Below are 25,396 nucleotides of genomic sequence, written 5' to 3'. Positions count from 1 at the left end.
ACGCCTTGATCTACGCAGCAACCCTCGTCTGCACCCCGGACTACTTGGCCGCCGCCTGCGGCCAGGTCAGATAGTAGAAATTCGAGCCGATCTGGCCAAAATAGGCATTGCTGTTGTCGAGCTGATCCACATAGTGATCGCCCTGCTTGACAAAGGATGCATCATCGCCGCGCTTCAGATGCGCGTTGAGGAAATCGTTCCAGCCGCTCGTGTCGATATCGGTGCCGGGCTTGCTGTCGGTGTCGGCCTCGTCCGGATTTGCAACGTCCCAGGCGGTGATCGAGACGCCCTGCGCAGGATCGGAAACCGTGAGCGTGCCGTTTTCAAGAGCAGCCAGCATGTCATGTGCCGTGCCGCTGCTGCCCTCCTGCTCGGCCGCCTCTTCAAGCTGCTTTTTGAGCATGGCCATGAAGGGCGAACTCGTCACGTCGGGATTTTCGCCCGATGTCTCTGTTGTTTCGTCGGTCTGATCGCTCTGCGTCGAAAGCGTGTCGAACAGGCTGGCAAGCGCATTGTTGGAAAGCAGCGACGACGTGTCCGGATCCAGGCCGTAACTGCTGAGGATGCTGGCAGCGCTGGAGGAATCGGTGGCGCTCTGACTGTTGTCGTCATCGGAACCGCGCAGGTTCTTCAGGGCATATTGGGCTGAGACCAGCCGCGTGCTGTCGATTGCGGAAACCATGGTTTGTCCTTTGTCGTGGCCGGCGGCGATCTTGTCCCTTGCGCCGCCGCCAGCAGTGAAACGCCTCGCGACCGATCGGTGGGGGCATGTCCGTGCGGTCGCCGCAGGGCCGGTTCTGGCCTGCGCACGCAAAGAGCCTGCGGTTGCGGAATTGTACGAAGCTTGCCGGAGGCAGCGACGCGTCAACCGGTCGCACCATAAAAAACTCCGCCGGATGACGGCGGAGCTTGTTGTACGACGGGTATTTTGAGGCAGATCAGCGCGGCAGGACGGTGGAGCCCATCAAGGCCTCGTCGATGGCGCGTGCGGCCTGGCGGCCTTCGCGGATCGCCCAGACCACCAGCGACTGGCCGCGGCGCACATCGCCGGCCGTCCAGAGCTTGTCGACCGAGGTCTTGTAGTCACGGTCGTTGGCGACGACGTTGGTCGATCCGCGCCTGTCGACATTGAGCGTCAGCTTGCCGTCGAGCTCCTTCAGGACGCTGTCCTTGAACGGGCCGCTGAAGCCGATGGCGATGAAAGCGAGATCCGCCTTGATGACGAATTCGGTGCCCGGAACCGGGCGACGGCGCTCGTCGACTTCGCAGCACTTCACGCCGGTCAGCACCCCGTCCTCACCGACGAATTCCAGCGTCGCGACCTGGAATTCGCGTACCGCGCCTTCGGCCTGCGAGGAGGACGTACGCATCTTCGTGGCCCAGAACGGCCAGACGGCAAGCTTGTCTTCCTTTTCCGGCGGCTGCGGGCGGATGTCGAGCTGCGTCACCTTGACCGCACCCTGACGGAAAGCCGTGCCGACGCAGTCGGAGGCAGTGTCGCCACCGCCGACGACGACGACATGTTTGGCGCCGGCAAGGATCGGATCGGACGGCCAGCCGGTGCTGTCGATATTCTCGCGGCCGACGCGCTTGTTCTGCTGCACCAGGTACGGCATCGCATCGTGAACACCCGACAGGTCGGTGCCGGGAATGCCGGCCTCGCGCGGCGTCTCGGAGCCGCCGCAGTAAAGCACGGCGTCATGATCGGCCAGAAGCTGCTCGACCTTGATGTCCACGCCGACATTGACGCCGCAGTGGAAGGTCACGCCCTCGCCCTTCATCTGCTCGACACGGCGATCGATGAAGTTCTTCTCCATCTTGAAGTCCGGGATACCGTAACGCAGCAGGCCGCCCGGCTTCGTCTCGCGTTCGTAGACATGCACGTCATGACCGGCACGGCCAAGCTGCTGGGCCGCCGCCATGCCGGCGGGGCCGGAGCCGATGATGGCGACTTTCTTGCCGGTATGGATCGTCGCCGGCTGTGGACGGATGAAGCCGAGTTCGTAAGCCTTGTCGGCAATCGCCTGCTCGACCGTCTTGATCGCGACCGGCGCATCTTCGAGGTTCAGCGTGCAGGCCTCTTCGCAGGGAGCGGGGCAGACACGACCGGTGAACTCCGGGAAGTTGTTGGTCGAGTGCAGGTTCTGGATCGCCGCTTCCCAATTGTTGTTGTAGACGAGGTCGTTCCAGTCCGGAATCTGGTTATGAACAGGGCAGCCGGTCGGCCCGTGGCAATAGGGGATGCCACAGTCCATGCAGCGGGCCGCCTGTTTCTGTACTTCCGGGTCCGACATCGGGATCGTGAATTCGCGGAAATGCCGGATGCGGTCCGACGCCGGCTGATACTTTGCTACCTGCCGGTCGATTTCCAGAAAACCTGTAACCTTACCCATATTTTCGTCCCTTACCGTCATGACCGCCTCGCCTGCGGCCAGTTGTCTGTTCAGCCTCGATCGCGGAGGCAGCTTGTTGGTTTCGACCGTCATTGAACATATCCCCTGAGAACCATCCACGCGGTGGCGCGAGCTTCACGCTTGCGGCCGATCGTCGTGGGTCATCGAGATATTTCGGTCATCCGCCACGCAGGCTTGTGTGGCGTGGCGGATTGTTCGGCTGAATTACTCGGCAGCGATGCCCATCCGGCTGCGTTCCATTTCCTCAAGCGCACGGCGGTATTCGACCGGCATGACCTTGCGGAATTTCGGGCGATAGTCGGCCCAGTGCTCAAGGATCTCCTTGGCGCGGGTGGAGCCCGTGTAGTGCAGATGGTTGGAGATGAGCTGGTAGAGGCGCTCCTCGTCGTGGCGCGTCATGTCACCGGAGACATCGACGCGTCCCTTGTGCATGAGGTCGCCGCCGTGATGGTGCAGCTTCTCCAGCATGTCGTCCTCTTCCGGAACCGGCTCGAGCTCGACCATGGCCATGTTGCAGCGGCTGGCGAAATCGCCGGCCTCATCGAGAACATAGGCCACGCCGCCGGACATGCCGGCCGCGAAGTTGCGGCCCGTTCCGCCGAGCACGACGACCACGCCGCCGGTCATATATTCGCAGCCATGGTCGCCCACGCCTTCGACGACGGCGATAGCACCGGAGTTGCGAACCGCGAAGCGCTCGCCCGCGACACCACGGAAGTAACACTCGCCCTCGGTCGCACCGTAGAGAACGGTATTGCCGACGATGATCGAATTCTCGGCGACAATCTTCGAGTTCTCCGGCGGCCGGATGATGATCTTGCCGCCCGAAAGACCCTTGCCGACATAGTCGTTGCCGTCGCCGATCAGGTTGAAGGTAATGCCGCGGGCGAGGAACGCGCCGAAGCTCTGACCGGCCGTCCCCTTCAGCGTGACGTTGATCGTGTCTTCCTTCAGGCCGCGATGGTTGTAACGCTTGGCGACCTCGCCAGACAGCATCGCACCGGCCGAACGATCGACATTCTTGATATCGACTTCGAAGGCGACGGGCGTCTTCGATGCCAGCGCCGGCTCGGCTGCCGCGATCATCTTGCGGTCGAGAATGTCGTCGATCGGATGCTTCTGCCGTGTCGTCCAGTAGGTCTCTTCCTTCGGCGCATCGACCTTGTGGAAGATCTTCGCGAAGTCGAGACCCTTGGCCTTCCAGTGCGCCAGCATCTCGTCCTTCTCCAGCAGTTCCGAAGCGCCGATGATCTCATCGAGCCTGGTGAAACCGAGGGAAGCCAGAATTTCGCGCACTTCGTTGGCGACGAAGAAGAAATAATTGATGACATGTTCGGGCGTGCCCTTGAAGCGCTTGCGCAGGACAGGATCCTGCGTCGCCACACCGACCGGACAGGTGTTGAGATGGCACTTGCGCATCATCACACAGCCGGCTGCGATCAGCGGCGCCGTCGCGAAACCGAACTCGTCGGCGCCAAGCAGCGCGCCGATGACGACGTCGCGGCCGGTCTTCAGACCACCGTCGACCTGCAGGGCGACACGCGACCGCAGGCCGTTCAGCACCAGCGTCTGCTGGGTTTCGGCAAGGCCGATTTCCCACGGGCTGCCGGCATGCTTCAGCGAGGTGAGCGGCGAAGCGCCCGTGCCGCCGTCGAAACCGGCAACCGTGATGTGGTCGGCGCGCGCCTTGGCAACGCCGGCGGCAACCGTGCCGACGCCGACTTCCGAGACGAGCTTGACCGAAACATCCGCGGTCGGATTGACGTTCTTCAGGTCGTAGATCAGCTGCGCCAGATCTTCGATCGAATAGATGTCATGGTGCGGCGGCGGCGAAATCAGGCCGACGCCAGGCGTCGAGTGGCGGGTCTTGGCAACGACCGCATCGACCTTGTGGCCGGGCAGCTGGCCGCCTTCGCCGGGCTTGGCACCCTGCGCAACCTTGATCTGCAGCACGTCGGCATTGACAAGATATTCCGTCGTCACGCCGAAGCGGCCGGAGGCGATCTGCTTGATGGCCGAACGCTCGGGGTTCGACGAACCGTCCGAGAGCGGCATGTAGCGGTCGCTCTCCTCGCCGCCTTCGCCGGTGTTCGACTTGCCGCCGATCCGGTTCATGGCGATGGCAAGCGTCGTATGCGCCTCGCGGCTGATCGAGCCGAAGGACATGGCGCCGGTGGAGAAGCGCTTGACGATATCGATGGCCGGTTCGACGCTGTCGAGCGGGACCGGCGTGCGGCCGAGGGCCTCCGCGCTCTTGATCTTGAAGAGGCCGCGGATCGTGTTCATGCGCAGTGCCGACGTGTTCACCATCTCGGCGAATTCGCGGTAGCGGTCCTCGGCATTGCCGCGCACCGCATGCTGCAGGGCAGCCACGGCATCCGGGGTCCAGGCATGGCTTTCGCCGCGCATGCGGTAGGCATATTCGCCGCCGATATCGAGATTGCTCGCCAGGATCGGGTCGCGGCCGAAAGCGGCCTTGTGGCGGGCAACCGTTTCGCTGGCGATTTCCTCCAGGCCGACACCTTCGATCGTCGTCGCGGTACCGAAGAAGTATTTGTCGACGAATTCCGACTGCAGGCCGATCGCGTCGAAGATCTGCGCGCCGCAATAGGACTGATAGGTCGAAATGCCCATCTTCGACATGACCTTCAGGATGCCCTTGCCGACCGCCTTGATATAGCGGTAGACGACCTCGCTGGCATCGACTTCCTTCGGGAATTCGCCCTTGGCATGCATGTCGAGCAGCGTGTCGAAGGCGAGATAGGGGTTGATCGCTTCCGCGCCGTAACCGGCCAGCAGGCAGAAATGGTGCACTTCGCGCGGCTCGCCGGTTTCGACGACGAGGCCGACCGAGGTGCGCAGCCCCTTGCGGATCAGGTGATGGTGCACGGCAGCGGTCGCCAGCAGCGCGGGGATGGCGATACGGTCCGGGCCGATCTGGCGGTCGGAGAGCACGATGATGTTGTAGCCGCCCTTGACGGCTGCTTCCGCCCGCTCGCAGAGACGATCGAGCATTTCCGGCATGCCTTCGGCACCGCGCTCCACATCGTAGGTGAAGTCGAGCGTCTTCGTATCGAAACGGTCTTCCGTGTGACCGATCGAGCGGATCTTTTCGAGATCGCCGTTGGTCAGGATCGGCTGGCGCACTTCGAGCCGCTTGGCGTTCGCCATGCCTTCGTGGTCGAGAATGTTCGGACGCGGGCCGATGAAGGAGACGAGGCTCATGACGAGCTCTTCGCGGATCGGGTCGATCGGCGGGTTCGTGACCTGCGCGAAATTCTGCTTGAAATAGGTGTAGAGCAGCTTCGACTTGTCGGACATGGCCGAGATCGGCGTATCCGTGCCCATCGAGCCGATCGCTTCCTGACCCGTCGTCGCCATCGGCGACATCAGGATCCTGGTGTCCTCGGTCGTATAGCCGAAGGCCTGCTGGCGATCGAGCAGCGAGACGTCGCGGCGCAGCGCGCGCGGCTCGACCGGCTTCAGGTCCTCAAGGATGAGCTGCGTGCGGTTCAGCCAGCTGCGATAGGGATGCGCGTTCGCCAGCTGCGCCTTCACCTCGTCGTCGGAGATGATGCGCCCTTCCTCCATGTCGATCAGCAGCATCTTGCCTGGCTGCAGGCGCCACTTCTGGACGATGTTTTCCTCCGCAACCGGCAGCGTGCCGGCCTCGGACGCCAGGATGACGCGGTCGTCGTTGGTCACGAGGTAGCGGGCCGGGCGCAGGCCGTTACGGTCGAGCGTGGCCCCGATCTGCTTGCCGTCCGTGAAGGCGACCGCGGCCGGTCCGTCCCACGGCTCCATGAGAGCGGCATGATATTCGTAGAAGGCCTTGCGCTCGGGCGACATGGACTGGTTTCCGGCCCAGGCCTCCGGGATCAGCATCATGACGGCATGCGACAGCGAATAGCCGCCGCGCACGAGGAATTCGAGCGCGTTATCGAAACAGGCCGTATCCGACTGGCCTTCATAGGAGATCGGCCAGAGCTTGGAGATGTCCTCGCCGAAGAGCGGAGAGGAGACCGAAGCCTGGCGCGCCGCCATCCAGTTGACGTTGCCGCGCAGCGTGTTGATTTCGCCGTTGTGGGCGACCATGCGATAGGGGTGCGCGAGCTTCCAGGACGGGAAAGTGTTGGTCGAAAACCGCTGATGCACGAGGGCGACGGCGCTTTCGAAACGCGGGTCCGCCAGGTCCTTGTAATAGGCGCCGACCTGATAGGCCAGGAACATGCCCTTGTAGACGACGGTCGTGCTGGAGAGCGACACCGGATAGAAATTGCTCTCCTCGCCGTCGAACTCGTCATAGATACGGTTGGAGATCACCTTGCGAAGCGTGAAGAGCCGGCGCTCGAACTCGCTGTTCGTCGCGGCATCCTTGCCGGCACCGATGAAGACCTGGACGTGATGCGGTTCGGTGGCGGCAATTGCCGGCGCCTTGGAGAGCGAAGAATTGTCGACAGGCACGTCGCGGAAGCCGATGAAGACCTGGCCTTCCTCGGTGATGACGTCCTTGATCAACTTCTTGAAATGCTCGATCTGCTTTTCGTCGCGCGGCATGAAAATATGGCCGACGCCATATTCGCCGGCCTTCGGCAGGGTGATGCCCTGCTGGGCCATTTCCTCGCGGAAGAAACGGTCGGGGATCTGCACGAGAATGCCGGCTCCGTCGCCCATCAGCGGGTCGGCGCCGACGGCACCGCGATGCGTCAGGTTTTCGAGGATGAAAAGACCGTCCCGGACGATTTGATGCGACTTCTGGCCCTTCATATGCGCGACGAAGCCGACACCGCAGGCGTCGTGTTCGTTGCGCGGATCGTAGAGCCCCTGCTTTTTCGGCAGGCCGGAAGCAGATTTACGCGTATTGGCCGTTGCGCGCACGTCTGCTGCTGCGAACCGATCAATACCCGTGGATGGCGTCATCTTCGTCATCGTCTTTCCTCCTGTCGAAGCCCGCGGGGCTGCGGGCGGCCTTTCGTCGCGCACCGCACCTTTGAAAATAGGTCCGGCGCGTGACAGCGCTGTTGCATTGTGAAGATCCGGTCGCAGACGTCTGCTCTTCAAGGAAAGCAAACCGCCGCGTTCCGCGCCTGCCATTCGCCTCCGCGCGCCGCCATCTGAAGGCTCGGCACTCGAAGGAACTATAGCGTGAAAGCCGCTCTCTACCAGGGCTTTCGGCGCCTCTTCGGCCGGGAAGGCCAAAATAGGACAGCAACCCTGTCCTAGTTCATCAGTTCAATGCCAGAAACAATTCCTCTCCGCAAGAGCGTGCTCTTAAAAAAACGTCAATTTGCGACGGAAGATTGCCGGATCAGTCAAAGAGGCGACATAAAATTACACATTAATGGCGTTATTTTGTTTATTGATTGCGCGGTTCAATTTTTGTGATGCGTTCCGGCTTCCGCCCTTGATCCTGTGAAGCTTTGGCGTAATGTCCCCATCCGAACCTCCCGCCCCATCATTTTCAATGGTTTCTTCCATGTTTTTTGCATCTGACAACTGGGCTGGCGCCCATCAATCCATTGCCGAGCGCCTGCTGGCTCAATCCGCCGGTTTTGCCGCCGCCTATGGCAACAGCGACTATGACAGGAAGGTGGAAGCCCGCTTCTCGGAAATCTTCGAGCGCGAGGTCTCGGTCTTCTTCGTCGCCACCGGCACCGCCGCGAACTCGCTTTCGCTCGCAAGCGTGCAGCGCCCCGGCGGCATCGCCTTCTGCCACCAGGAGGCCCATGTCGCTCAGGACGAATGCGGCGCCCCCGAATTCTTCTCCGGCGCTTCCCGCCTGATGCCGGTCGCCGGCGATTTTGGCAAGATCGACCCGGCAGCGCTGTCGGCAAGGATTGCCGCCTTTCCCGAAGACGCCGTCCACCACGGCCGCGCCAGCGCCGTCACGATCACGCAGGCGACGGAAATCGGCACCGTCTACTCCCTGCCGGAAATCGGCGAGATTTCCGCGATTGCCAGGAAGCGCAATCTGCCTCTGCACATGGACGGCGCCCGCTTCGCCAATGCCCTCGTCGCGCTCAACGCGACGCCCGCCGAGATGACCTGGAAGCGCGGTGTCGACATTCTCTCCTTCGGCGGCACCAAGAACGGCTGCTGGTGCGCGGAAGCCATCGTCTTCTTCAATCCCGGACAGGCGAAGGAAATGCACTTCATCCGCAAGCGCGCCGCCCAGCTCTTCTCCAAGTCGCGCTTCATCTCCGCCCAGTTCGATGCCTATTTCGAAAACGGCCTCTGGCTCGATCTCGCCCGCCACTCCAACGCTATGGCGGAACGTCTGCGCGCCGGCATCGGCGCCAGCAATTCGGCCCGGCTGGCCTGGCCGACCGCATCGAACGAGGTTTTCGCAGTCATTCAGAAATCGGCAGCAAAGACGGCTGAAGACAGAGGCGCAAAATTCTACGAGTGGCCGATCCCGGCCGGCATGCCGGACCTCGTTTCCGATGGCGAAACGCTTGTGCGCCTCGTCACCAGCTTTGCAACGACGGAAGCCGATGTCGATGGCTTCCTGAAGTGCCTGGCGGCCTGATTTCCGAAAGGCCGGAATGGCGGCTCGAAAACCCATATTCCGGCCAGTGCGGAACAAAGTCCGCTTCTTCGGCATTCCTCCGTCAATTCATAGGCGGCCCGTGTCACCCGTTTCCTATGAAGAGGTGAAGAAATGAAGAAATTGGCAATCATCGTCCTGAGCGTGGCGACGGCCTTTACAGGCATAACACCGGCTCAGGCGTTTCCGGCAATCGCCAGGCCTGATATGCCGCAGGTCTCGAATGTCGAGCAGGTGCAGTATTACCGCCGCCACGGGGATCGCTATCGTTACGATCGTTATCGTTATCGCTACGGCGACGACCGCTGGCGTCATCGCCGGTATCACCGGCACAACAATGCCGGCGCCATTATCGGCGGCCTTGCCGCTGGCGTCATCATCGGCAGCATCCTGAATGCGCAGCGCCAGCCGCGCTATTACTCCGGCGGCAGCTATCACACCCGCTGGTGCTATTCGCGCTATCGCTCCTACCGTGCCTACGACAATACCTATCAGCCCTACTACGGTCCGCGCCGCCAGTGCGTTTCGCCGTAAAGATCTGATTTCGAAGACGAAAATCCCGCCTTCACCGGCGGGATTTTTGAAAGGCAATCAGGCCGAGCGCAAGCTCCTGACCTTCCTCAGAATATCGTCCGAAAGGGCCGCGACGAGCGCCTGATCCGCCCCCTTTCGCGGCACCAGCACGAATTCGACATCTTCCAGCGCCGGCAGCCTGGCGGGCGCGATTTCCTTCAACCCCGAAGGCGCCATGCTGCGCGGCTGCACGAGCACGCCCATGCCGGCGCGCGCCGCGGCCGTCAGCCCGCTCAGGCTGCCGCAGGTGCAGACAATGCGCCAGGCCACGCCATGCCGGCCAAGCGCTTCCAGTGCGATGGCGCGCGTGACACTTGGCGGCGGAAAGGCGATAAGCGGCAGCGGGCCGGATGCCAGCACGTGCTCCGGATCGCGCGCCAGCCACACCAGCGGTTCCCTGTAGACGAGTTTTCCGTGCTCATCGCCGAGCCTTCGCTTGGCAAGCACGAGGTCGATCGCGCCTGCGTCCTGCATCTCGTAGAGCACCCCGGAAAGCGCCACCGTCAGCTCCAGATCGACGGAGGGATGAGAGCGCACAAAATCCTCCAGCACCGCCGGCAGCTGGCTCGTCACGAAATCCTCGGAAACGCCAAGCCGCAAGCGCCCGCGCAGGCTGCCGCCCCTAAACAGCGATTGCACCTGCCCCTCGATCGACAGCATGGCCCGCGCATGCGACAGCAGGGCCTCGCCGTCACCCGTCAGCACGACCTTGTGCGTATCGCGCTCCAGCAGGCGGCGCCCGAGCGACGTTTCCAGCCGTTGAATATGCTGGCTGACAGTCGACTGCCCGAGGCCCAGCCTCTCGGCCGCCAGTGTGAAGCTGCCCATCTGTTCGACGGTGACGAAACTGCGGAGCTGGGAAAGGTCGAGCATGACCGCCATCCTGATCTGTGATAACTGTTATTCCTTGCATCCTGGATCATAATGAGTGACAGAACAATAACTCATTCGTTCCAGCGAGACTGCCATGCGCCGCTTTCTGCCCGATACATTCACGATCCTGCTCGTCTGCACCGTCATCCTCGCCTCGGTCTTCCCGGCGAGCGGGACCTTCGCCGACTGGTTCGGCGTGGCGACCGATTTCGCCATCGCGCTTCTGTTCTTCCTGCATGGCGCGCGCCTGTCGCGTGATGTCGTCATCGCCGGCCTTTTGCACTGGCGGCTGCATCTCGTCATCCTACTGACGACCTTCGGCATCTTTCCGGTTCTCGGCCTGGCGATGGGCTTCATCCCGGATTCGATCCTGCCGCAGCCGCTCTATCTCGGCATTCTTTTCCTCTGCGTGCTGCCGTCGACCGTGCAGTCCTCGATCGCCTTCACGTCGATGGCGGGCGGCAATGTGCCGGCGGCGATCTGCTCGGCCTCAGCCTCCAATATTTTCGGCATGTTCCTGACGCCGCTGCTCGTCGGCCTGCTCTTCTCGGTCGGCGGCCATGGCGGCTTTTCCTTCGATGCGCTGGAGCAGATCCTGCTGCAGCTGCTGGCACCCTTCGTCGTCGGCCAGATCCTGCAGCCCTGGATCGGCGACTGGATCCGCTCCAAGAAGAAGATCCTGATGCCGGTCGACCGCGGCTCCATCCTGATGGTCGTCTATCTGGCCTTTTCGACGGCTGTCGTCGAGGGACTGTGGCGCACTTTCTCGATCACCGATATTGCCGCCGTCATCGTCGCCGACATGCTGCTTCTGGCATTCGTCCTCATTCTGACCATGTTCGGCAGCCGTTGGCTCGGCTTCAACAAGGCCGACGAGATCACCATCACTTTCTGCGGCTCGAAGAAGAGCCTGGCAAGCGGCGTCCCGATGGCAAACGTCATCTTTGCCGGCCAGTCGATCGGCGCGATCGTTCTGCCGCTGATGCTCTTCCACCAGATCCAGCTGATGGTCTGCGCCGTCATTGCCCAAAAATATGCAGCCGCCGCGGCCCGACGTGCCTCCGAAAGGGAGGTTGAGGAAGCGGCGAGCCCCGCCTGACCGGCTGAGAAGGCTTAAAAGAAAAACGGCGCCCGCGAGGCGCCGTTTCCGCCTGATCCGCAGGAAGGCGGATTAGCTGTTGACGACCTGCGCTTCGATCGCCTTCGGAGCCTCGACCGGCTCAGCGGCAATGGCGATCTTGCGGGGCTTCAGAGCCTCCGGAATGCTGCGCAGAAGGTCGATATGCAGGAGACCGTTCTTGAGCGACGCGGCCGTCACTTCGACATGGTCGGCAAGCTGGAAGCGGCGCTCGAAAGCGCGCTTGGCGATGCCGCGATAGAGATACTCGCTGCCATCGGCATTTTCCTCGCGCTTTTCACCCTTCACGGTAAGCGCGTGAGCATGCGATTCGATGGCGAGTTCGGTTTCGTCGAAGCCGGCAACGGCCATGGTGATGCGATAGGTGTTCTCACCGGTCCGCTCGATATTGTACGGCGGATAGGTCGGAACCTGCTCCGGCTGGGCAAGGCTGTCGAGCATCGTGAAGAGGCGGTCGAAGCCGACGGTGGAACGATAGAGGGGAGAGAAGTCTACGTGACGCATGATGTCCTCCTAGGGAAGCGACGTGTTGCGATATCATGCCCCTGAAACCCCGTTCTTGGCGGTTTCGGGACGGTTACGCGGACCCTTCCGGCGTCCGCAAAGTTCAGATGGGGATGGCTTTCTGGGAGTTCAAGCCCTCGTTCGACACAGCCGCCATTGCTGCGTGAACCCTGTATGAACGGAGGGTTCGGCGCAGGTTCAGGCTCTGCCGTCTAGAGATAGAAGCATCGGGTGACACTGGCCCGAAGGCTGAAGTGTATCGTCCCTTCTTCTTCAGCCTCAATTCGGCCGGCCAAGAGCTCCCTCAGCTCCGCCGGCCTCTTTTCTTCAGGCATAAAGCTCTGCGAGCTGGTCCTGTGTCGCATCCAGCCTGTCTGTCCCGGCATCCCGATGGCTGAGGACGAGAGCGCTGACGATCCGCGACAGTGCCGCCGAATCGCTGCTTGAAAATATGGCAAGAGGGCTGCCCTTGTCCTTGCCGCCGCTGTTGGAAGGCGGCACTTCGGCGACGATCGAGCCGCCGCCCGGCAGCTTCGTGGTGATCGTGAACCCCTCTGCCGGAAAGGCATCGCGATTGTTCATGATCATCTGCTCGATCGCAAGGAACTGGCCGTTTTCCGGCGAGATGCCGGCATTCTGCGGCATTGCCATGACGGCAGCATATTCGCGCGCAAAGGCTGCCTGCGCCTTGGGATTGTCGCTGAACATCTTGAGGATCGCCAGATGGACATCCGGCGGATCGATATCGAGATAATCCGACTGCAGATAGTCGAGAACGGACTCCGGCCGCTCCGGGCCGGTTGATTGGCGGACGCCGGAATTGACAGACCCGACGGAAGAAACCGAATTCATGGCCAGCCTCCCGGCGCCCCAATCTTCAGTCATGAACGTGCGGACAACCGGCTTCATGCCGGGACAAATCTTTCGTTCGCACTAACCATAACGTGTCTGTGCTTTCGCGAAACTTGCCGTATAGAAAAACCCGAATATATTACAGTCAGCTCATATTCTGCGGTAACTTTGCCATTGATTTTCCCCGCCTCTGCGATATCCCCTAGTATATCCCTCACGCGAAGAAGCATTCCCGCATGGAACAGGTTCTCTACTCGACCCCAGACAATCCGGCGCCGGAGAACCGTGCCGAGGGTTTTTTCGAGACTCACGACGGCCTTAGGTTGCGTTATGCCGTCTTCCGGTCGCAGACAGCGGTTGCCCATGGAACCGTGGTGCTCCTGCACGGGCGCAGCGAATATATCGAGAAATATTTCGAAACGATCCGCGATCTCACCGCCAAGGGTCTCTGGGTCGCGACATACGACCTGCGTGGCCAGGGCGGCTCGCCGCGCCTGATCAGGAAGCGCAATCACGGCCACCTCCGTCGCTTTTCCGACTATGAGCGTGATCTCGACACCTTTCTCGAAAAGGTCGTGCTGCCGGATACCCGCCTGCCCTTCTACATGCTCGCCCATTCGACCGGCGGGCTGATCGCGCTTTCGGCGGCACCTTATTTGTCCACGCGCATCGAGCGCATGGTGCTTTCGGCCCCGTTCCTCGGCCTCATCGGCCAAGCCGCCTCGCAAGGCGTCATCCGTTCGGTATCTGGCACGCTCTGCGCTCTTGGTCTCGGCAGCCTGCCCCTCGGGAAGATGAAGGAACTGCAATTCCCCGACAATCCGCTCACGTCGGACGAAACGCGTTTCGAACGCAACATAGCCATGATGAAGGCCCATCCGGAGCTTGCGCTGGGAGCGCCGACCGCGCGCTGGATGTACGAATGCATGAAGGCGATCGATCGCGTGACGCAGCCCTATCACCTCTTTTCGATCACCATTCCCTCTGTCGTCATCGCTCCGACGCGCGACGGGCTGGTGCCCTATACGGCGCAGGAACGGCTTTCGCGCTATTTCCGCGCCGGCCAGCTCGTTCCGATCAACGGCGCCCGCCACGAAATATTCCAGGAGAGGGATATCTATCGCACGGCCGCGCTTGCCGCCTTCCACGCCTTCATTCCCGGAAGCGATGCCGAGGCAACCGACGACGTGACGGCGATCGGCGTCTAGGCTCCGAGTTTACGCATGTCGCTGCAGCAAACCGCCTGAACGCGTCTGCGCGACATCTCTCAGCGCTGCAGGATGGCGATTGCCTGTTCGTAAACCGCCCTGCTGCCGGCAGCGATGATCGAGCCGCCATTTTCGGGCCGGCCGCCATCCCAGGTCGTCATGATGCCGCCGGCGCCTTCGATGACAGGAATGATGCCGCCGACATCGTAGGGCTTGAGGCCGTTCTCGATAACAAGATCGATATGGCCCGCCGCCAGCAACGCATAGGCATAACAATCGCAGCCGTAGCGGAAGAGCCGCACCTTGCCTTCGATCTCCCGATATTTCTCCATCTCTTCGCCCACGAAGAGATGCGGGGAGGTCGTAAAGAGGATCGCGTCGGAAAGAGCGCCGCAATCGCGCACCTGCAGCCGGCGCTCCCCCTCCGGCCCGCTATAGGTCGAACCGTTCTCGTCGCCGAAATAGCGCTCGCCCGTAAAAGGCTGCTCGATCATGCCGGCCACCGCCCGGCCGTTCTTCTGCAGGCCGATCAGCGTGCCCCAGACCGGAACGCCGGATATGAAGGCGCGCGTGCCGTCGATCGGATCGATCACCCACACATGCTCACGGTCGAGGCCGACATTGCCATGCTCTTCGCCCAGAATGCCGTGCTCCGGGAAATGCTGCTCGATCAGGGCGCGGATGGCCGTCTCCGCCGCCCTGTCACCCTCCGTCACCGGATCGAAGCCGGAAGACAGCTTGTTGGTGACGTTGATGCCCGAGCGAAAGCGCGGCAGGGTTTCCGCTTTGGCAGCTTCGGCAAGACGGTTGAAGAACGAACGGTCGGGAAGCATGGAGACATCCGTATGGCTGGCGGGAAATGGCGTTTTTCATAGCGAAAAAGCGGTGGAATGCAAACACAACAGGCAATTTCCGGCTGACTGCCTAAAGATTTTGCAGCGCAATATAATGCTTGACATTTGTGCAATGCAGCAGTAGTTTCCTGGCTACAGTCTTCTGACTGTAAATACCCTCCTTGGGTGTTTCCTCCCTAGACTTAGCCGCGCTGACAAAGCGCGGTTTTTTTTGACCTGAAGGCAGAAAACTACTCGGCGGCGAGCGCCCGGTCGCCGGAGAATTTCTCGATATAATCGGCCATCTGCCGCATGAACGACGTGATGGCCGCTGCAACCAGGTCGAAATCGGGCCGCTTCTCCAAGGTGATCTCATCGACGTAGATCGAGCGGTTCACCTCGATCTGCAGGGCATGCAGCCCGCGGGACGGGCGGCCGTAATGTTCGGTGATGAAGCCGCCGGCATAGGGTTTGTTGCGGATCGCCGCAAAACCCATTTCCTCGAGGATGCCGATCGCCGTGCGCGAAAGCTCTGCTGAAGCGCTGGTGCCGTAGCGGTCGCCGATGATGAAGTCCGGCCGTGCATTGCTGCCGGCCACGCGCACGTTGCCCGGCATGGAATGGCAGTCGATAAGGACGCCGAAGCCAAATTGCACATGCGTGCGCGCAATCAGCCGCCGCAGCGTCGAGTGATAGGGCTTGTAGACGCTCTCGACACGGTCCAAGCCCTCCTGCACGGGCAGCCGGCGGGCGTAGATCTCCATGTTCTCCGCCACGATGCGCGGGATGGTGCCGAGTCCGCCCGCAACCCTCAGCGAATTGATGTTCGCATAAGGCGGCAAAAGCCCGTCGAACATGCGCGGGTCGAGTTCGTAGGGCTCACGGTTGACGTCGAGATAGGCGCGCGGGAAATTCGCCAGCAGGAGCGGTGCGCCGAGCTCCACCGCCGCGCCGAACAGTTCGTCGACATAGTGGTCTTCGGACCGGCGTATCGAGATCCCCTCCAGCCGCGACTGGGCGATGAATTCCGGTGGATAAATACGGCCGCTATGGGGGGAGTTGTAGACGAAAGGAATGGTCTGCGACACGGGCTCATGCACTTCAAAAAGCTCGTATTCGCGTATTTCCGGCACTTTCTGCCCTCTTTACCATGTCATCAAGTGGCTGTGACGGCCATGTTGCCAGTTGCCTGCCCTTAAGTCCATACTACATAGAAGGGATGGCGGTCGCGGCTAGGGCGATTTCACCGGTTGTTTACCGGGCGAAGTTTAGTGTAGACGGCTGGCATCCCATAAAAATATCAGTGATCAGCGGTCCGGATTAATGACTCAGAAGATACTTCTCGCCGAAGACGACAACGATATGCGCCGTTTCCTGGTGAAGGCGCTCGAAAAGGCCGGCTACAAGGTCCTTTCCTACGACAACGGCGCCAGCGCTTACGACCGCCTGCGCGAAGAGCCCTTCTCCCTGCTGCTGACCGATATCGTCATGCCGGAAATGGATGGCATCGAGCTCGCGCGCCGCGCGACCGAACTCGATCCCGACCTGAAGGTCATGTTCATCACCGGTTTTGCAGCCGTTGCGCTGAACCCTGATTCGAAGGCTCCGAAGGATGCGAAGGTCCTTTCCAAGCCTTTCCACCTGCGCGACCTCGTCGAAGAGGTCAACAAGATGCTTGCCGCATAAGGCGTCCTGGCGGTTCGTCACAAAACTTCAAAAAAGCCTATTGACGGCTCCGGAGGTTTTGTGGTCTATGCGCCGACATCGGATGGGCGTGTAGCTCAGCGGGAGAGCACTACGTTGACATCGTAGGGGTCACAAGTTCGATCCTTGTCACGCCCACCATCCTAATTCGCTGAAAAGCAAGGCCTTTCAAGAAATCGAAAGGCCTTTTTAGTTTTTTGGATTTGCGTTTGGCAGTCCCTCTCAGAACCGGGCGAGTTGACCGCCCAATCAGCAGAGAAGGCGCGCAAGCTCTACCGGAATGCGGCTTGACTGGCGAGTTGCATTGTTCTTTTGTTCTCCATCATTGGAGGTGCAAATGAGAATTTTTATCGGCTTGATATTGCTGCTGGCTCTGTGCTGGAACCCGGCTTCCGCAAAAGAAGATATGACACTGCGCGCGCTGATGGAGAGCAAGCAGACAAGCGTCATCACGATGCTGATCGGTGGGGCTGGAAGGACACTTGAATGGGTGAATACTGACCTCGTCGATGAAGGCAAGCCACGCCTATATTGCTTGCCGCCGAATGCCTCGATTTCGCAGACCGAATATGTCGCGATCGTGGAGAAGTATCTCGAGTTGCACCCGGATATCGGTGAGGAAACGTTCCAAGTTTATCCCCTCATCCTGCTCACCTCATTGAAGAAAATGTATCCTTGCTGAGACGATTAGAAATCGTTGCTTAATGTCCGAAACCAAATTCGGACACAGAGCCATGCAATGCGCGATATTGGAGCCCGAGGTGTTGATTCGCCTCGTCAGCACATGGGATTCGAATCGAAATGAAATTCTCCGCGCTTGCCGTCGTCGCCCTCTCCACCCTCGCCTTTGCCGCTGTTGCGCAAGCGGATGACAATTTTCCAGGTGCGCCCGGCGTCATCGCGCTTGCCGGAAAATGCCAGAAGCTCGTCGTCGCAAAATTCGATGCCACGAAGGGCTGCAAGGGCGAGCTGGCAAGCGTGACGCTCGTCAACGGCACTGTCACCTTCATCTTCACCTCTGATGGCAAGCTGCTGGGCTTCCAGGGCGACGGAAAGGGTATCAAGCCCGCGTCGAACGGCAATGCCCGCCTGCCGCTTAGCCTCGTCACCACGGGCGTCGGCAACAAGATGACGGGTGAAGTGAAGGTTGCCGGCTCCTGCACCTTTGGCAATCCCTATGCCGGCAAGCCGACGGCCATCGAATGCACGGCAGAGAGCAAGGATGCGTCCTTCACCGGCAGCTTCCGCACCAGCGGCAAGGTGCCTGCAAAGAAATAACGAGCCTCGATGGTTCTACGATCGCCTCAGGCGCACCAAGAACCGCCTGCAACGCCCGGTTTCTTCGCCAGGCCTTCATCGATCAGCCGAGTGCCGAAAGAGCGACCGTCGCGCGAGACGACACGCGGCGCACCCCGAGCATCCGAGGCACCCGCAGCATTCATATTGAACGGACCAGCATTGAGCAGCGCCAGCAGCCGTGACTTGGCCGCAAAGGCGATCCTGCGTTCATCTTCGCAGCGCGCCCGATCGACGTCAGGGCTCACCATGTCGGCAATGACGATTTTCTCGCCCTTGTACCAGAAGGTGCCGGCGTCACCCACGCAATTGATATGCTCGCCCTGCCCGCAATAACCGAAGGCGGCCTTGGCGGTCTGCGAGGCGGAGGGAGCGCTGGGGGATATGGAGGCCGGCACGATCTTCGCCGTCGGCACGGGCGCGGAGGGGATCGCGGCCGGCGGCACGGGATCGCCCGCCTGCTTCGCCTTGACGGCAGGTGCCGCCACGGCGACCCGCTTCGGCGTCTCCCTGGCCACGGGAGGTTTGGCTTCGGCGGTATCGCGAACGATGGCCGCGGGCGCCTTGCCGAGCATCGGGCGAATGCTCTTCCAGTTGTCATAGGCGGCAATCGCCCCCACGGCGGCGATGCCGATTACCAGCCAGGGCATTGCGCCGCCGGAGGATGCGCTGCTCTTCCTTTTTGCCGGCGCCTTGCGGCGTGCGCGTGTCGCTGTCTTGGCCATCGATCCGATTCCCTTGAACGGGCCGGATTATCGCCGCCCAATCCTTTCCGAAAGGTTGGCGAGGCAGACCCGAGATCGCTTTTCCAGGGCCGCGTCTGGCGGAAACGAAAACGCCCGGCGCAGGACCGGGCGTCTTGTCCGAACTTTGTGCAGGCTCAGCAGCCTTGCGCTGCCGAAGGTGAATTTGCCGGCCTGGCAGCTTCTGCGCCGGCCGCCACGGTTGGTTTCTCGCGCTTGCCGACATCGATCCGGCGTTCGGCCGCATCACGCACGGCCTGCCACTCATGTTCGTGCCGGACGAAGATATCGCGCGGCACAAGATTGATCGTCATTCGTGTCTCACCTGTCTTTTCGATTGTGGAACTGGGTTGTCAGCGGACGGGTTTGGCGACATGGGCATCGTCGCTCTTGATGTCGATACCGCCCTTTGAAAGATCGCTGCCGGTTACATGCGCCGGTACGTGAATGTCATGGATGACACCGGGCGTCAGGGTCAGGTCGACATGGTGCGGAGGCAGGACCTGCGCTTTCTGCATGCGGTTGGGCTTCACACGCTTCATGCGGTCGGCGGCTTCCGTGCGCCTGTCGGGAACATGGGTCGAATTATGCATCGTCGCCCTCCTTCAAGAGTATCTGAGATGTTTTCATCGGCTCAGCTAGGTTGTAACGGGTGAACGTACGCATGGTTCCAAAGAAATCGGCGCGCCTGCCCGGTCGCGCGTCTTGACTGGCGCGGCAACTTCACTACCTAGTGGGGCACCCGCCGCCTCATCCAGACATCGGCTGCGGGGGAACCTTGGTGCCGGGCCCCTCTGGCGAGAGTTTTTACGGCGCTCTCGTGATGTCGGTACCGCCTGCAAATCAGCCGGCGGATTTTTCATCGATGAAAAAGCTCACCATGCCAAACGCGCATGCCCGTTGCGGTATGCGTTTTTCTGTTTTCACGCTCTCTTCAAAAACGGTTTGCGGCTGCGAGGTGCGGCCATGAACCAGCTTCAATCCCACAAATCCTCGCTCGGCTATTTCCGCTGGGCCTTCGTCGTCACCGCACTGGGCCTTGCGCTCGGTGCATTTCTCGGCTGGCAGTCGACCGGCACATTGGGTGGCATGGCCACCGTCTTCTTCATCTGCACCGTGCTGGCCGTGCTGGAGATCTCGCTCTCCTTCGACAATGCGATCGTCAATGCCAACAAACTGAAGGAGATGACCCCGGTCTGGCAGCATCGCTTCCTGACCTGGGGCATCGTCATCGCCGTCTTCGGCATGCGCATCGTCTTCCCGCTGGCAATCGTCGCCATCGCGGCAAAGATCGGCCCCTGGGAAGCCCTTGTGCTGGCGGCGCGCGAACCGGCCGAATATGCCCGCATCATGAATGATGCGCATCTGCCGATCGCGGCATTCGGCGGCACCTTCCTGATGATGGTCGGCCTCACCTACTTCTTCAACCATGAGAAGGAGGTCCACTGGATCGGTTCGCTGGAGCGGCTGATGGCGCGATCGGCGACGATCAAGGGTATCGAAATCGCCTTCGTGCTCCTGCTGATCTTGCTCTTCTCCCACCTGCTGGAAGGTCAGGACGCGACCACCTTCGTCTACTGCGCCATCTACGGTCTCGTGACCTTTCTCGTGGTGGAAGTGATCGGCGGTCTGCTCGACGCATCGCAGCGCGCGATGAGCGAGGCGGCAAAGGGCGGCCTCGGCGCCTTCATCTATCTGGAAGTGCTGGACGCCAGCTTCTCCTTCGACGGCGTCATTGGCGCCTTCGCGCTGACGCAGAACCTCTTCGTCATCGCCATCGGCCTCGGCATCGGCGCCATGTATGTGCGCTCCATGACGATCATGCTGGTGGAAAAGGGAACGCTTGCCGAATACCGCTACCTGGAACACGGCGCCTTCTACGCCATCCTGATCCTCTCGGTAATCATGTATGTGCAGACGATGATGCACATTCCCGAGGTCATTACTGGCCTTGGCGGCGCCGCCCTGATCGGCATCTCGCTCTGGTCGTCGATCCGCCACAACAGGCAGGAGCGGCAGAGCGAAACACATGTTCCCGAGAGGGAACGCATGCACGCCTGACGAGGCGCGGCTTCAGCTGAAAAACCGGGGCGGTCTGGCGCTGCGGTTCGCATATTCCAAAAACAAAGCCCGCGACCAACGGTTGCGGGCTCATTCGTTCGACATGCAGTTCGGGCGCGGCTTACCGGATAACACGGCCGAAGCTTACCGGATCGATGCCGAGTTCCTGCAGGTCACGGGCGCGCGGCTTGCGGCCGCCTTCGACAGCGGCGCTGACGGCGTTTGCGGCGCCGAGCGCGGCAAAGGCGCGGGCCAGGAAACCATTGTGGATCGACTTTCTGATAGCGGACATCTTCTTTTCCTCTCGCCCTATGATTGACCACTCATAGATGGGAAGATCCGAATGCACCTACAACGCGCAAGAAATCACCGCTGCTATGCAAAAAGCGCATATTTCCTTCGCCGGCAAACGAAAAGAACTCCCGTAAAGCCGGAGATATTTGGAATTTTCCTTTTAAATTCATATGGTTGAAAAAATGGAAGTCGCTCCACGTCAGTCGAAAAGTTGACAGATATCAAAGAAACGGCCGACCGTGTCGCCACGGCCGGCCCGAATTAGGGGTCAGGGTCGTCTTTTTGTTTTAGTCTTCGTTTGCCGCGAGCTGGGAGAGAACCTGGCCGCGGCCACGCAATCTCAGGATCAGCGGAATGAGGAAGGCCGCAGCCGCGACGATCAGCAGGCCGCAGGCAATCGGCGACATGACGAGCGTGGTCACGTCACCCTGGCTGATCGACAGCGCCCGGCGAAGCTGCTGCTCCGCCAGCGGCCCCAGGATCAGCCCGACGACGGCCGGGGCGATCGGATAGCCGAAAATCCGCATGACATAACCGAGCAGGCCGAAGGCGAGCAGCATGCCGAGCTCGAAGACCGAGGGATTGGCGCCGATCGTGCCGAGCGTGGCAAACAGCAGGATGCCGGCATAGAGCCACGGCTTTGGAACCGTCAGCAGGCGAACCCAGAGGCCGATCATGGGCAGGTTCAGCACCAGCAGCATCGCATTGGCGATGAGCAGGCTGGCGATGAGACCCCAGACGAGCTGCGGATTAGTCGCAAAAAGCAGCGGCCCGGGCTGCAGGCCATATTGCTGGAAGCCGGCAAGCATGATTGCCGCTGTTGCCGAGGTCGGCAGGCCGAGCGTCAGCAGCGGCACCAGCGTGCCGGCGGCCGAGGCATTATTGGCGGCCTCGGGACCGGCAACACCTTCGATCGCACCTTGACCGAATTCCTCGGGGTTCTTCGACAGCCGCTTTTCCGTGGCGTAGGAAAGGAAGGTGCCGATTTCGGCGCCGCCGGCCGGCATGGCGCCGATCGGGAAACCGATGATCGTGCCGCGCAGCCACGGCTTCCACGAACGTGCCCAGTCCTGCGCATTCATCCACAGCGAACCACGCACCGCTTCCACCTTGTCCTCGCCGCGGTTGCCCTGGGCGGCGATGTAGAGCGTCTCGCCGATGGCGAACATCGCAACGGCAAGCGTCGTCACCTCGATACCGTCGAGCAGATCCGGAATGCCGAAGGAGAGGCGCGCCTGCCCCGTCTGCTGGTCGATGCCGACCATGGCGAGGGCGAAGCCGATGAAAAGCGAGGTGAGGCCACGCAGGGCCGAATCCCCGAAGGCCGAGGAGACGGTGACGAAGGCCAGCACCATCAGCGCGAAATATTCGCGCGGACCGAAGATCAGCGCCAGCTTGACGATGTAGGGCGCAACGAAAGCAAGGCCGAGCGTGGCAATGAGGCCGGCAACGAACGAGCCGATGGCGGCCGTTGCGAGCGCCGGTCCGCCGCGTCCGGCCCGCGCCATCTTGTTGCCTTCGAGCGCCGTGACGATCGAGGAGCTTTCACCCGGCGTGTTCAAGAGGATCGACGTGGTCGAGCCGCCATACATGCCGCCGTAATAGATGCCGGCAAACATGATCAGCGAGCCGCCCGGATCGAGCTTGTAGGTGGCGGGCAGAAGCAGCGCCACGGTCAATGCCGGGCCGATGCCCGGCAGCACGCCGACGGCGGTGCCCAGAGTGACGCCGATGAGGGCGTAGAGCAGGTTGATCGGCTGCGCAGCAACCAGAATGCCCTGCCAGAGGAATTCGAATGTGCTCATGGTTTTGTCCCAAGCGGCGGTTCCTGAGGGGGCACAGGACCATCCGCGCAAAAAGCAAAAGAACCGAGAGCGCCCGGCGCGAGGCGAGCGCTGTCAGAAGAACAGATGTTCGAGCGGGCCGGCCGGCAGCGAGAGCTGCAGGAGCTGCGAGAAGATCGCCCAGACGATGAAGCTCAGCACGATGCCGAGCGGCAGCGAGAACCAGATCTGGCGCTTGCCGAAACCGCGGGCGGTCAGCGCAAAAAGCACACCGGTCGCAATCGAGAATCCGGCGCTGCGCAAGAGCAGCATCTGCCCGGCAAGGCCCGCGACGATCCAGATGACGGGCGCCACTTCCTGGTGCTCGCGTTCCGGAAACTCGCCGCGCCAGCTTTCGAATACCGTCCAGATACCAAGACAGAAGAGGCCGAGGGCGATGACTTTCGGCACCGTGGACGGGCCGATGCGGTCATATTGCGCGATCATCTTCAGATGCGTGGCATCCCAGAACACAAGGCCGGCCACGGCGATGAGGAAAACGGCAATGATCAGCGCCGCCCAATCGGGGCGGCGCTTCGTTGCCGATGCGTGATCGGCTTCACTCATTGAACGAGACCGATCTCTTTGAGGATACCCTCGGTGGCCGAGACATCCTTTTCGAGCTGCGCCTTGAACTCGTCGCCTGCGAGATAGGTGTCGGCCCAGCCCTTGGTCTTGAGGGTTTCCTGCCATGCGGCGGACTTGTGCAGCTTGTCGAAGTCCGCAGCGATCGAGGCGACCTCCTCGTCGGTCAGGCCGGGAGCGGCAGCGACCATGCGCCAGTTCTGGATGGAGACGTCGGTACCGGCTTCCTTGAAGGTCGGCGCATCGACGCCGGGAATGCGAGCATCGCTGGAAACGCCGAGCAGGCGCAGCGTACCGGCCTTGACCTGCGATTCGAACTCGCTGTAGCTCGAAATGCCGGCCGTGACCTGGCCGCCGAGAATGGCGGCGAGCGCTTCGCCGCCGCCCGAGAAGGCAACGTAGTTGATCTTCGTCGGATCGACGCCGGAAGCCTTGGCGATCAGGCCGACGGCGATATGGTCGGTGCCGCCGGCAGAACCGCCACCCCAGGATACGGCGCCGGGATCGGCCTTCAGCTTGGCGACGAGATCGGCAAGCGTCTTGATGTCGGACGCGGCCGGAACGACGATTGCTTCGTATTCGCCGGTCAGACGGGCAATCGGGGTGACATCCTTCAGCGTGACGGCCGACTTGTTGGTCAGAAGCGCACCGACCATGACGTAACCGCCGACGATGAGCGCGTTCGGATTACCGGCGCTCTGGCTGCTGAACTGGGCGAGACCGATGGAACCGCCGGCACCCGGAACGTTTTGAACCTGAACGCTCTTGGAGATGCCCTCCTGCTGCAGCACCGTCTGCAGCGAGCGGGCCGTCTGGTCCCAGCCGCCGCCGGGCGCGGCCGGAGCGATGATGGTGTAATCGGCCGCGTAGGCCGGCAGCGCGATAGCCGCTGCCAAAAGAGTTGCGATGAAAGTATGCTTCACGATGTGTCCTCCGTGCTGCGGCTGAGCGAACCGCTAGTGCTATTTTTGAAAATGAGGAGAGATCACCGATCGGTGGACGCAATTGTCCTGATAGCGAGCGGAGTCCTCCCGGAAATTCTTCAAATCTCCGCCTCCACGGAGATGAAGTAGCCCAAGCCATCATATGAAGCTGTCATTTAGCTGACATCAGCCGGATATCCAGTGCGAAAGGACACTTTTTTGCCGCAATTTCCCAGCCCGCCCGTAAGGCGGCAGGGCTAATACATTGTCTGTACTGGACGCTTTCTGCAACTTGGCGGATACTCCCGGCGCGGAGGGCGATCCGATGGCAAATGGCGGCTACAACCAGTTTTGTCCGGTTTCCAAGGCGTGCGAGCTTCTCGAGCCGCGATGGACCCTGCTATTGCTGTGCGAAATGTGGTCCGGCTCCACCCGCTTCAACGAAATCAGGCGCGGCGTGCCGGGCATGTCGCCGACCCTCATGGCCAAGCGGCTGCGCGAGATGGAGGCAAACGGACTTGTCACTCGCTCGGAAAACCGCACGACCGGCGAGATTGTCTACCGGACGACCGAGATCGCCAACGAGCTGGAACCGATCGTGCATGCGCTCGGCGCCTGGGCGCACCGCAATATCGATGCCAACGTGACCCTCGAAAAGCTCGATGCCCGCGTGCTGATGTGGAACATGCGCCGCAAGGTCAATACCGCCACCCTGCCCTTGCGCAAGCGCAGCGTGATCCAGTTCACCTATCCCGAACTGCCGCGTGACGAACGGCACTACTGGCTGGTGGCACGGGCAGGCACGCCGGTTGATCTCTGCCTCACCGATCCCGGTTACGATGTCGATCTTTTTGTCACCGCCGATTTGAAGGCCATGACGTCGGCCTGGATGGGCCATTCCAGCCTCGATACCGAGATCGCCAGGGAGCGCATCTCCTTCATTGGCGACATGTCGCTCGCCGCAAGCATTGGAAACTGGATGGTGCGCAGCTCCTACGCCGCCTGATCCGTTTTCTGTACCGGTA

At 61.4% G+C, this 25,396-nt stretch carries 25 protein-coding genes and 1 tRNA gene; 10 read left to right on the top strand and 16 right to left on the bottom strand.

Features of this window, described 5'->3' with window-relative positions; genetic code table 11:
- Window positions 1-40: 40 nt before the first annotated feature.
- The 3 genes from ACFPWW_RS05670 to gltB all read right to left on the bottom strand — a co-directional run bounded on the left by ACFPWW_RS05670 (window position 41) and on the right by gltB (window position 7,343).
- Window positions 41-682, bottom strand: a complete 642-nt coding sequence (locus ACFPWW_RS05670) for a hypothetical protein (protein WP_377310912.1) — start codon at window positions 680-682, stop codon at window positions 41-43.
- Window positions 683-938: 256 nt separating this feature from the next.
- Window positions 939-2,393, bottom strand: a complete 1,455-nt coding sequence (locus ACFPWW_RS05665) for a glutamate synthase subunit beta (protein ID WP_377311081.1) — start codon at window positions 2,391-2,393, stop codon at window positions 939-941.
- Window positions 2,394-2,618: 225 nt separating this feature from the next.
- Window positions 2,619-7,343 (bottom strand): glutamate synthase large subunit, encoded by a 4,725-nt coding sequence (gene gltB / locus ACFPWW_RS05660; RefSeq protein WP_377310911.1) that lies wholly within the window; start codon window positions 7,341-7,343, stop codon window positions 2,619-2,621.
- A 547-nt stretch (window positions 7,344-7,890) separates the two neighbouring features.
- Between gltB and ACFPWW_RS05655 the strand changes: the two genes are divergently transcribed.
- Window positions 7,891-8,943 carry a threonine aldolase family protein gene (locus tag ACFPWW_RS05655; RefSeq protein ID WP_112563769.1) on the top strand — a complete coding sequence of 351 codons (1,053 nt, stop codon included), beginning with the start codon at window positions 7,891-7,893 and terminating at the stop codon, window positions 8,941-8,943.
- 132 nt (window positions 8,944-9,075) lie between these two features.
- Complete coding sequence (locus tag ACFPWW_RS05650; protein ID WP_112703717.1) at window positions 9,076-9,495, top strand: BA14K family protein; 420 nt, start codon at window positions 9,076-9,078, stop codon at window positions 9,493-9,495.
- A gap of 57 nt (window positions 9,496-9,552) precedes the next feature.
- Here ACFPWW_RS05650 and ACFPWW_RS05645 read toward each other — a convergent pair whose 3' ends face one another.
- On the bottom strand, window positions 9,553-10,407 hold the full coding sequence (locus ACFPWW_RS05645) for a LysR family transcriptional regulator (RefSeq protein WP_112703863.1): 855 nt from the start codon (window positions 10,405-10,407) through the stop codon (window positions 9,553-9,555).
- Between the two features lie 94 nt (window positions 10,408-10,501).
- Here ACFPWW_RS05645 and ACFPWW_RS05640 point away from each other — a divergent pair, with 94 nt between their 5' ends.
- On the top strand, window positions 10,502-11,506 hold the full coding sequence (locus ACFPWW_RS05640) for a bile acid:sodium symporter family protein (RefSeq protein ID WP_377310907.1): 1,005 nt from the start codon (window positions 10,502-10,504) through the stop codon (window positions 11,504-11,506).
- A 72-nt stretch (window positions 11,507-11,578) separates the two neighbouring features.
- Here ACFPWW_RS05640 and ACFPWW_RS05635 read toward each other — a convergent pair whose 3' ends face one another.
- Complete coding sequence (locus ACFPWW_RS05635) at window positions 11,579-12,049, bottom strand: Hsp20 family protein (protein ID WP_112563763.1); 471 nt, start codon at window positions 12,047-12,049, stop codon at window positions 11,579-11,581.
- 327 nt (window positions 12,050-12,376) lie between these two features.
- Window positions 12,377-12,901, bottom strand: a complete 525-nt coding sequence (locus ACFPWW_RS05630; protein ID WP_377310905.1) for a hypothetical protein — start codon at window positions 12,899-12,901, stop codon at window positions 12,377-12,379.
- A 236-nt stretch (window positions 12,902-13,137) separates the two neighbouring features.
- Here ACFPWW_RS05630 and ACFPWW_RS05625 point away from each other — a divergent pair, with 236 nt between their 5' ends.
- Entirely contained in the window at window positions 13,138-14,109 is a 972-nt protein-coding gene (locus tag ACFPWW_RS05625) for an alpha/beta fold hydrolase (RefSeq protein ID WP_112563759.1), read from the top strand.
- A gap of 59 nt (window positions 14,110-14,168) precedes the next feature.
- Here ACFPWW_RS05625 and hisN read toward each other — a convergent pair whose 3' ends face one another.
- Together hisN and ACFPWW_RS05615 are read right to left on the bottom strand one after the other, a co-directional pair.
- Complete coding sequence (hisN, locus tag ACFPWW_RS05620) at window positions 14,169-14,942, bottom strand: histidinol-phosphatase (RefSeq protein WP_112703720.1); 774 nt, start codon at window positions 14,940-14,942, stop codon at window positions 14,169-14,171.
- Window positions 14,943-15,193: 251 nt separating this feature from the next.
- Window positions 15,194-16,075 carry an N-formylglutamate amidohydrolase gene (locus tag ACFPWW_RS05615; protein ID WP_112563755.1) on the bottom strand — a complete coding sequence of 294 codons (882 nt, stop codon included), beginning with the start codon at window positions 16,073-16,075 and terminating at the stop codon, window positions 15,194-15,196.
- A 190-nt stretch (window positions 16,076-16,265) separates the two neighbouring features.
- Here ACFPWW_RS05615 and cpdR1 point away from each other — a divergent pair, with 190 nt between their 5' ends.
- The 4 genes from cpdR1 to ACFPWW_RS05595 all read left to right on the top strand — a co-directional run bounded on the left by cpdR1 (window position 16,266) and on the right by ACFPWW_RS05595 (window position 17,924).
- A complete protein-coding gene (gene cpdR1 / locus ACFPWW_RS05610; RefSeq protein WP_007527565.1) occupies window positions 16,266-16,628 on the top strand; it encodes a response regulator CpdR1 in 363 nt (120 codons plus the stop codon).
- 84 nt (window positions 16,629-16,712) lie between these two features.
- A tRNA-Val gene (locus ACFPWW_RS05605) sits at window positions 16,713-16,787 on the top strand.
- A gap of 196 nt (window positions 16,788-16,983) precedes the next feature.
- Complete coding sequence (locus ACFPWW_RS05600) at window positions 16,984-17,328, top strand: hypothetical protein (protein ID WP_377310901.1); 345 nt, start codon at window positions 16,984-16,986, stop codon at window positions 17,326-17,328.
- A 119-nt stretch (window positions 17,329-17,447) separates the two neighbouring features.
- On the top strand, window positions 17,448-17,924 hold the full coding sequence (locus ACFPWW_RS05595) for a hypothetical protein (RefSeq protein ID WP_377310899.1): 477 nt from the start codon (window positions 17,448-17,450) through the stop codon (window positions 17,922-17,924).
- A 26-nt stretch (window positions 17,925-17,950) separates the two neighbouring features.
- Here the strand turns inward: ACFPWW_RS05595 and ACFPWW_RS05590 are convergent, their stop codons facing one another.
- The 4 genes from ACFPWW_RS05590 to ACFPWW_RS05575 all read right to left on the bottom strand — a co-directional run bounded on the left by ACFPWW_RS05590 (window position 17,951) and on the right by ACFPWW_RS05575 (window position 19,666).
- Window positions 17,951-18,667, bottom strand: a complete 717-nt coding sequence (locus ACFPWW_RS05590; protein WP_377310897.1) for a hypothetical protein — start codon at window positions 18,665-18,667, stop codon at window positions 17,951-17,953.
- Window positions 18,668-18,822: 155 nt separating this feature from the next.
- Window positions 18,823-18,999: a hypothetical protein gene (locus tag ACFPWW_RS05585; protein WP_377310895.1), complete on the bottom strand. Its 177-nt coding sequence runs from the start codon at window positions 18,997-18,999 to the stop codon at window positions 18,823-18,825.
- Window positions 19,000-19,038: 39 nt separating this feature from the next.
- On the bottom strand, window positions 19,039-19,278 hold the full coding sequence (locus ACFPWW_RS05580; RefSeq protein ID WP_112703724.1) for a hypothetical protein: 240 nt from the start codon (window positions 19,276-19,278) through the stop codon (window positions 19,039-19,041).
- Window positions 19,279-19,528: 250 nt separating this feature from the next.
- A complete protein-coding gene (locus tag ACFPWW_RS05575; RefSeq protein ID WP_162702887.1) occupies window positions 19,529-19,666 on the bottom strand; it encodes a hypothetical protein in 138 nt (45 codons plus the stop codon).
- Here ACFPWW_RS05575 and ACFPWW_RS05570 point away from each other — a divergent pair.
- Entirely contained in the window at window positions 19,652-20,746 is a 1,095-nt protein-coding gene (locus ACFPWW_RS05570) for a DUF475 domain-containing protein (protein WP_113412904.1), read from the top strand. The two genes, ACFPWW_RS05575 and ACFPWW_RS05570, sit on opposite strands and share 15 nt — an antisense overlap.
- A 121-nt stretch (window positions 20,747-20,867) precedes the next feature.
- On the opposite strand, the gene ACFPWW_RS05565 is transcribed toward ACFPWW_RS05570, so the two are convergent.
- The 4 genes from ACFPWW_RS05565 to ACFPWW_RS05550 form a co-directional block, all read right to left on the bottom strand.
- Window positions 20,868-21,038 carry a hypothetical protein gene (locus ACFPWW_RS05565; RefSeq protein WP_183829544.1) on the bottom strand — a complete coding sequence of 57 codons (171 nt, stop codon included), beginning with the start codon at window positions 21,036-21,038 and terminating at the stop codon, window positions 20,868-20,870.
- Window positions 21,039-21,327: 289 nt separating this feature from the next.
- Entirely contained in the window at window positions 21,328-22,845 is a 1,518-nt protein-coding gene (locus ACFPWW_RS05560) for a tripartite tricarboxylate transporter permease (protein ID WP_112563743.1), read from the bottom strand.
- Window positions 22,846-22,938: 93 nt separating this feature from the next.
- On the bottom strand, window positions 22,939-23,430 hold the full coding sequence (locus ACFPWW_RS05555) for a tripartite tricarboxylate transporter TctB family protein (RefSeq protein WP_377310891.1): 492 nt from the start codon (window positions 23,428-23,430) through the stop codon (window positions 22,939-22,941).
- The gene (locus ACFPWW_RS05550; RefSeq protein ID WP_112563739.1) at window positions 23,427-24,371 is read right to left on the bottom strand and encodes a Bug family tripartite tricarboxylate transporter substrate binding protein; all 945 of its coding nucleotides are present in this window, start codon (window positions 24,369-24,371) and stop codon (window positions 23,427-23,429) included. Before ACFPWW_RS05550 ends, ACFPWW_RS05555 begins: the two co-directional genes overlap by 4 nt.
- A 292-nt stretch (window positions 24,372-24,663) precedes the next feature.
- Between ACFPWW_RS05550 and ACFPWW_RS05545 the strand changes: the two genes are divergently transcribed.
- Entirely contained in the window at window positions 24,664-25,377 is a 714-nt protein-coding gene (locus tag ACFPWW_RS05545; protein ID WP_377310889.1) for a winged helix-turn-helix transcriptional regulator, read from the top strand.
- Window positions 25,378-25,396 lie beyond the last annotated feature (19 nt).

The sequence above is a fragment of the Rhizobium sp. GCM10022189 genome (assembly GCF_042656325.1).
Classification (GTDB): domain Bacteria; phylum Pseudomonadota; class Alphaproteobacteria; order Rhizobiales; family Rhizobiaceae; genus Rhizobium.
The sequence above is the reverse complement of the archived record's forward strand: the minus strand, read 5'-3'. Positions and strand labels throughout refer to the sequence as shown.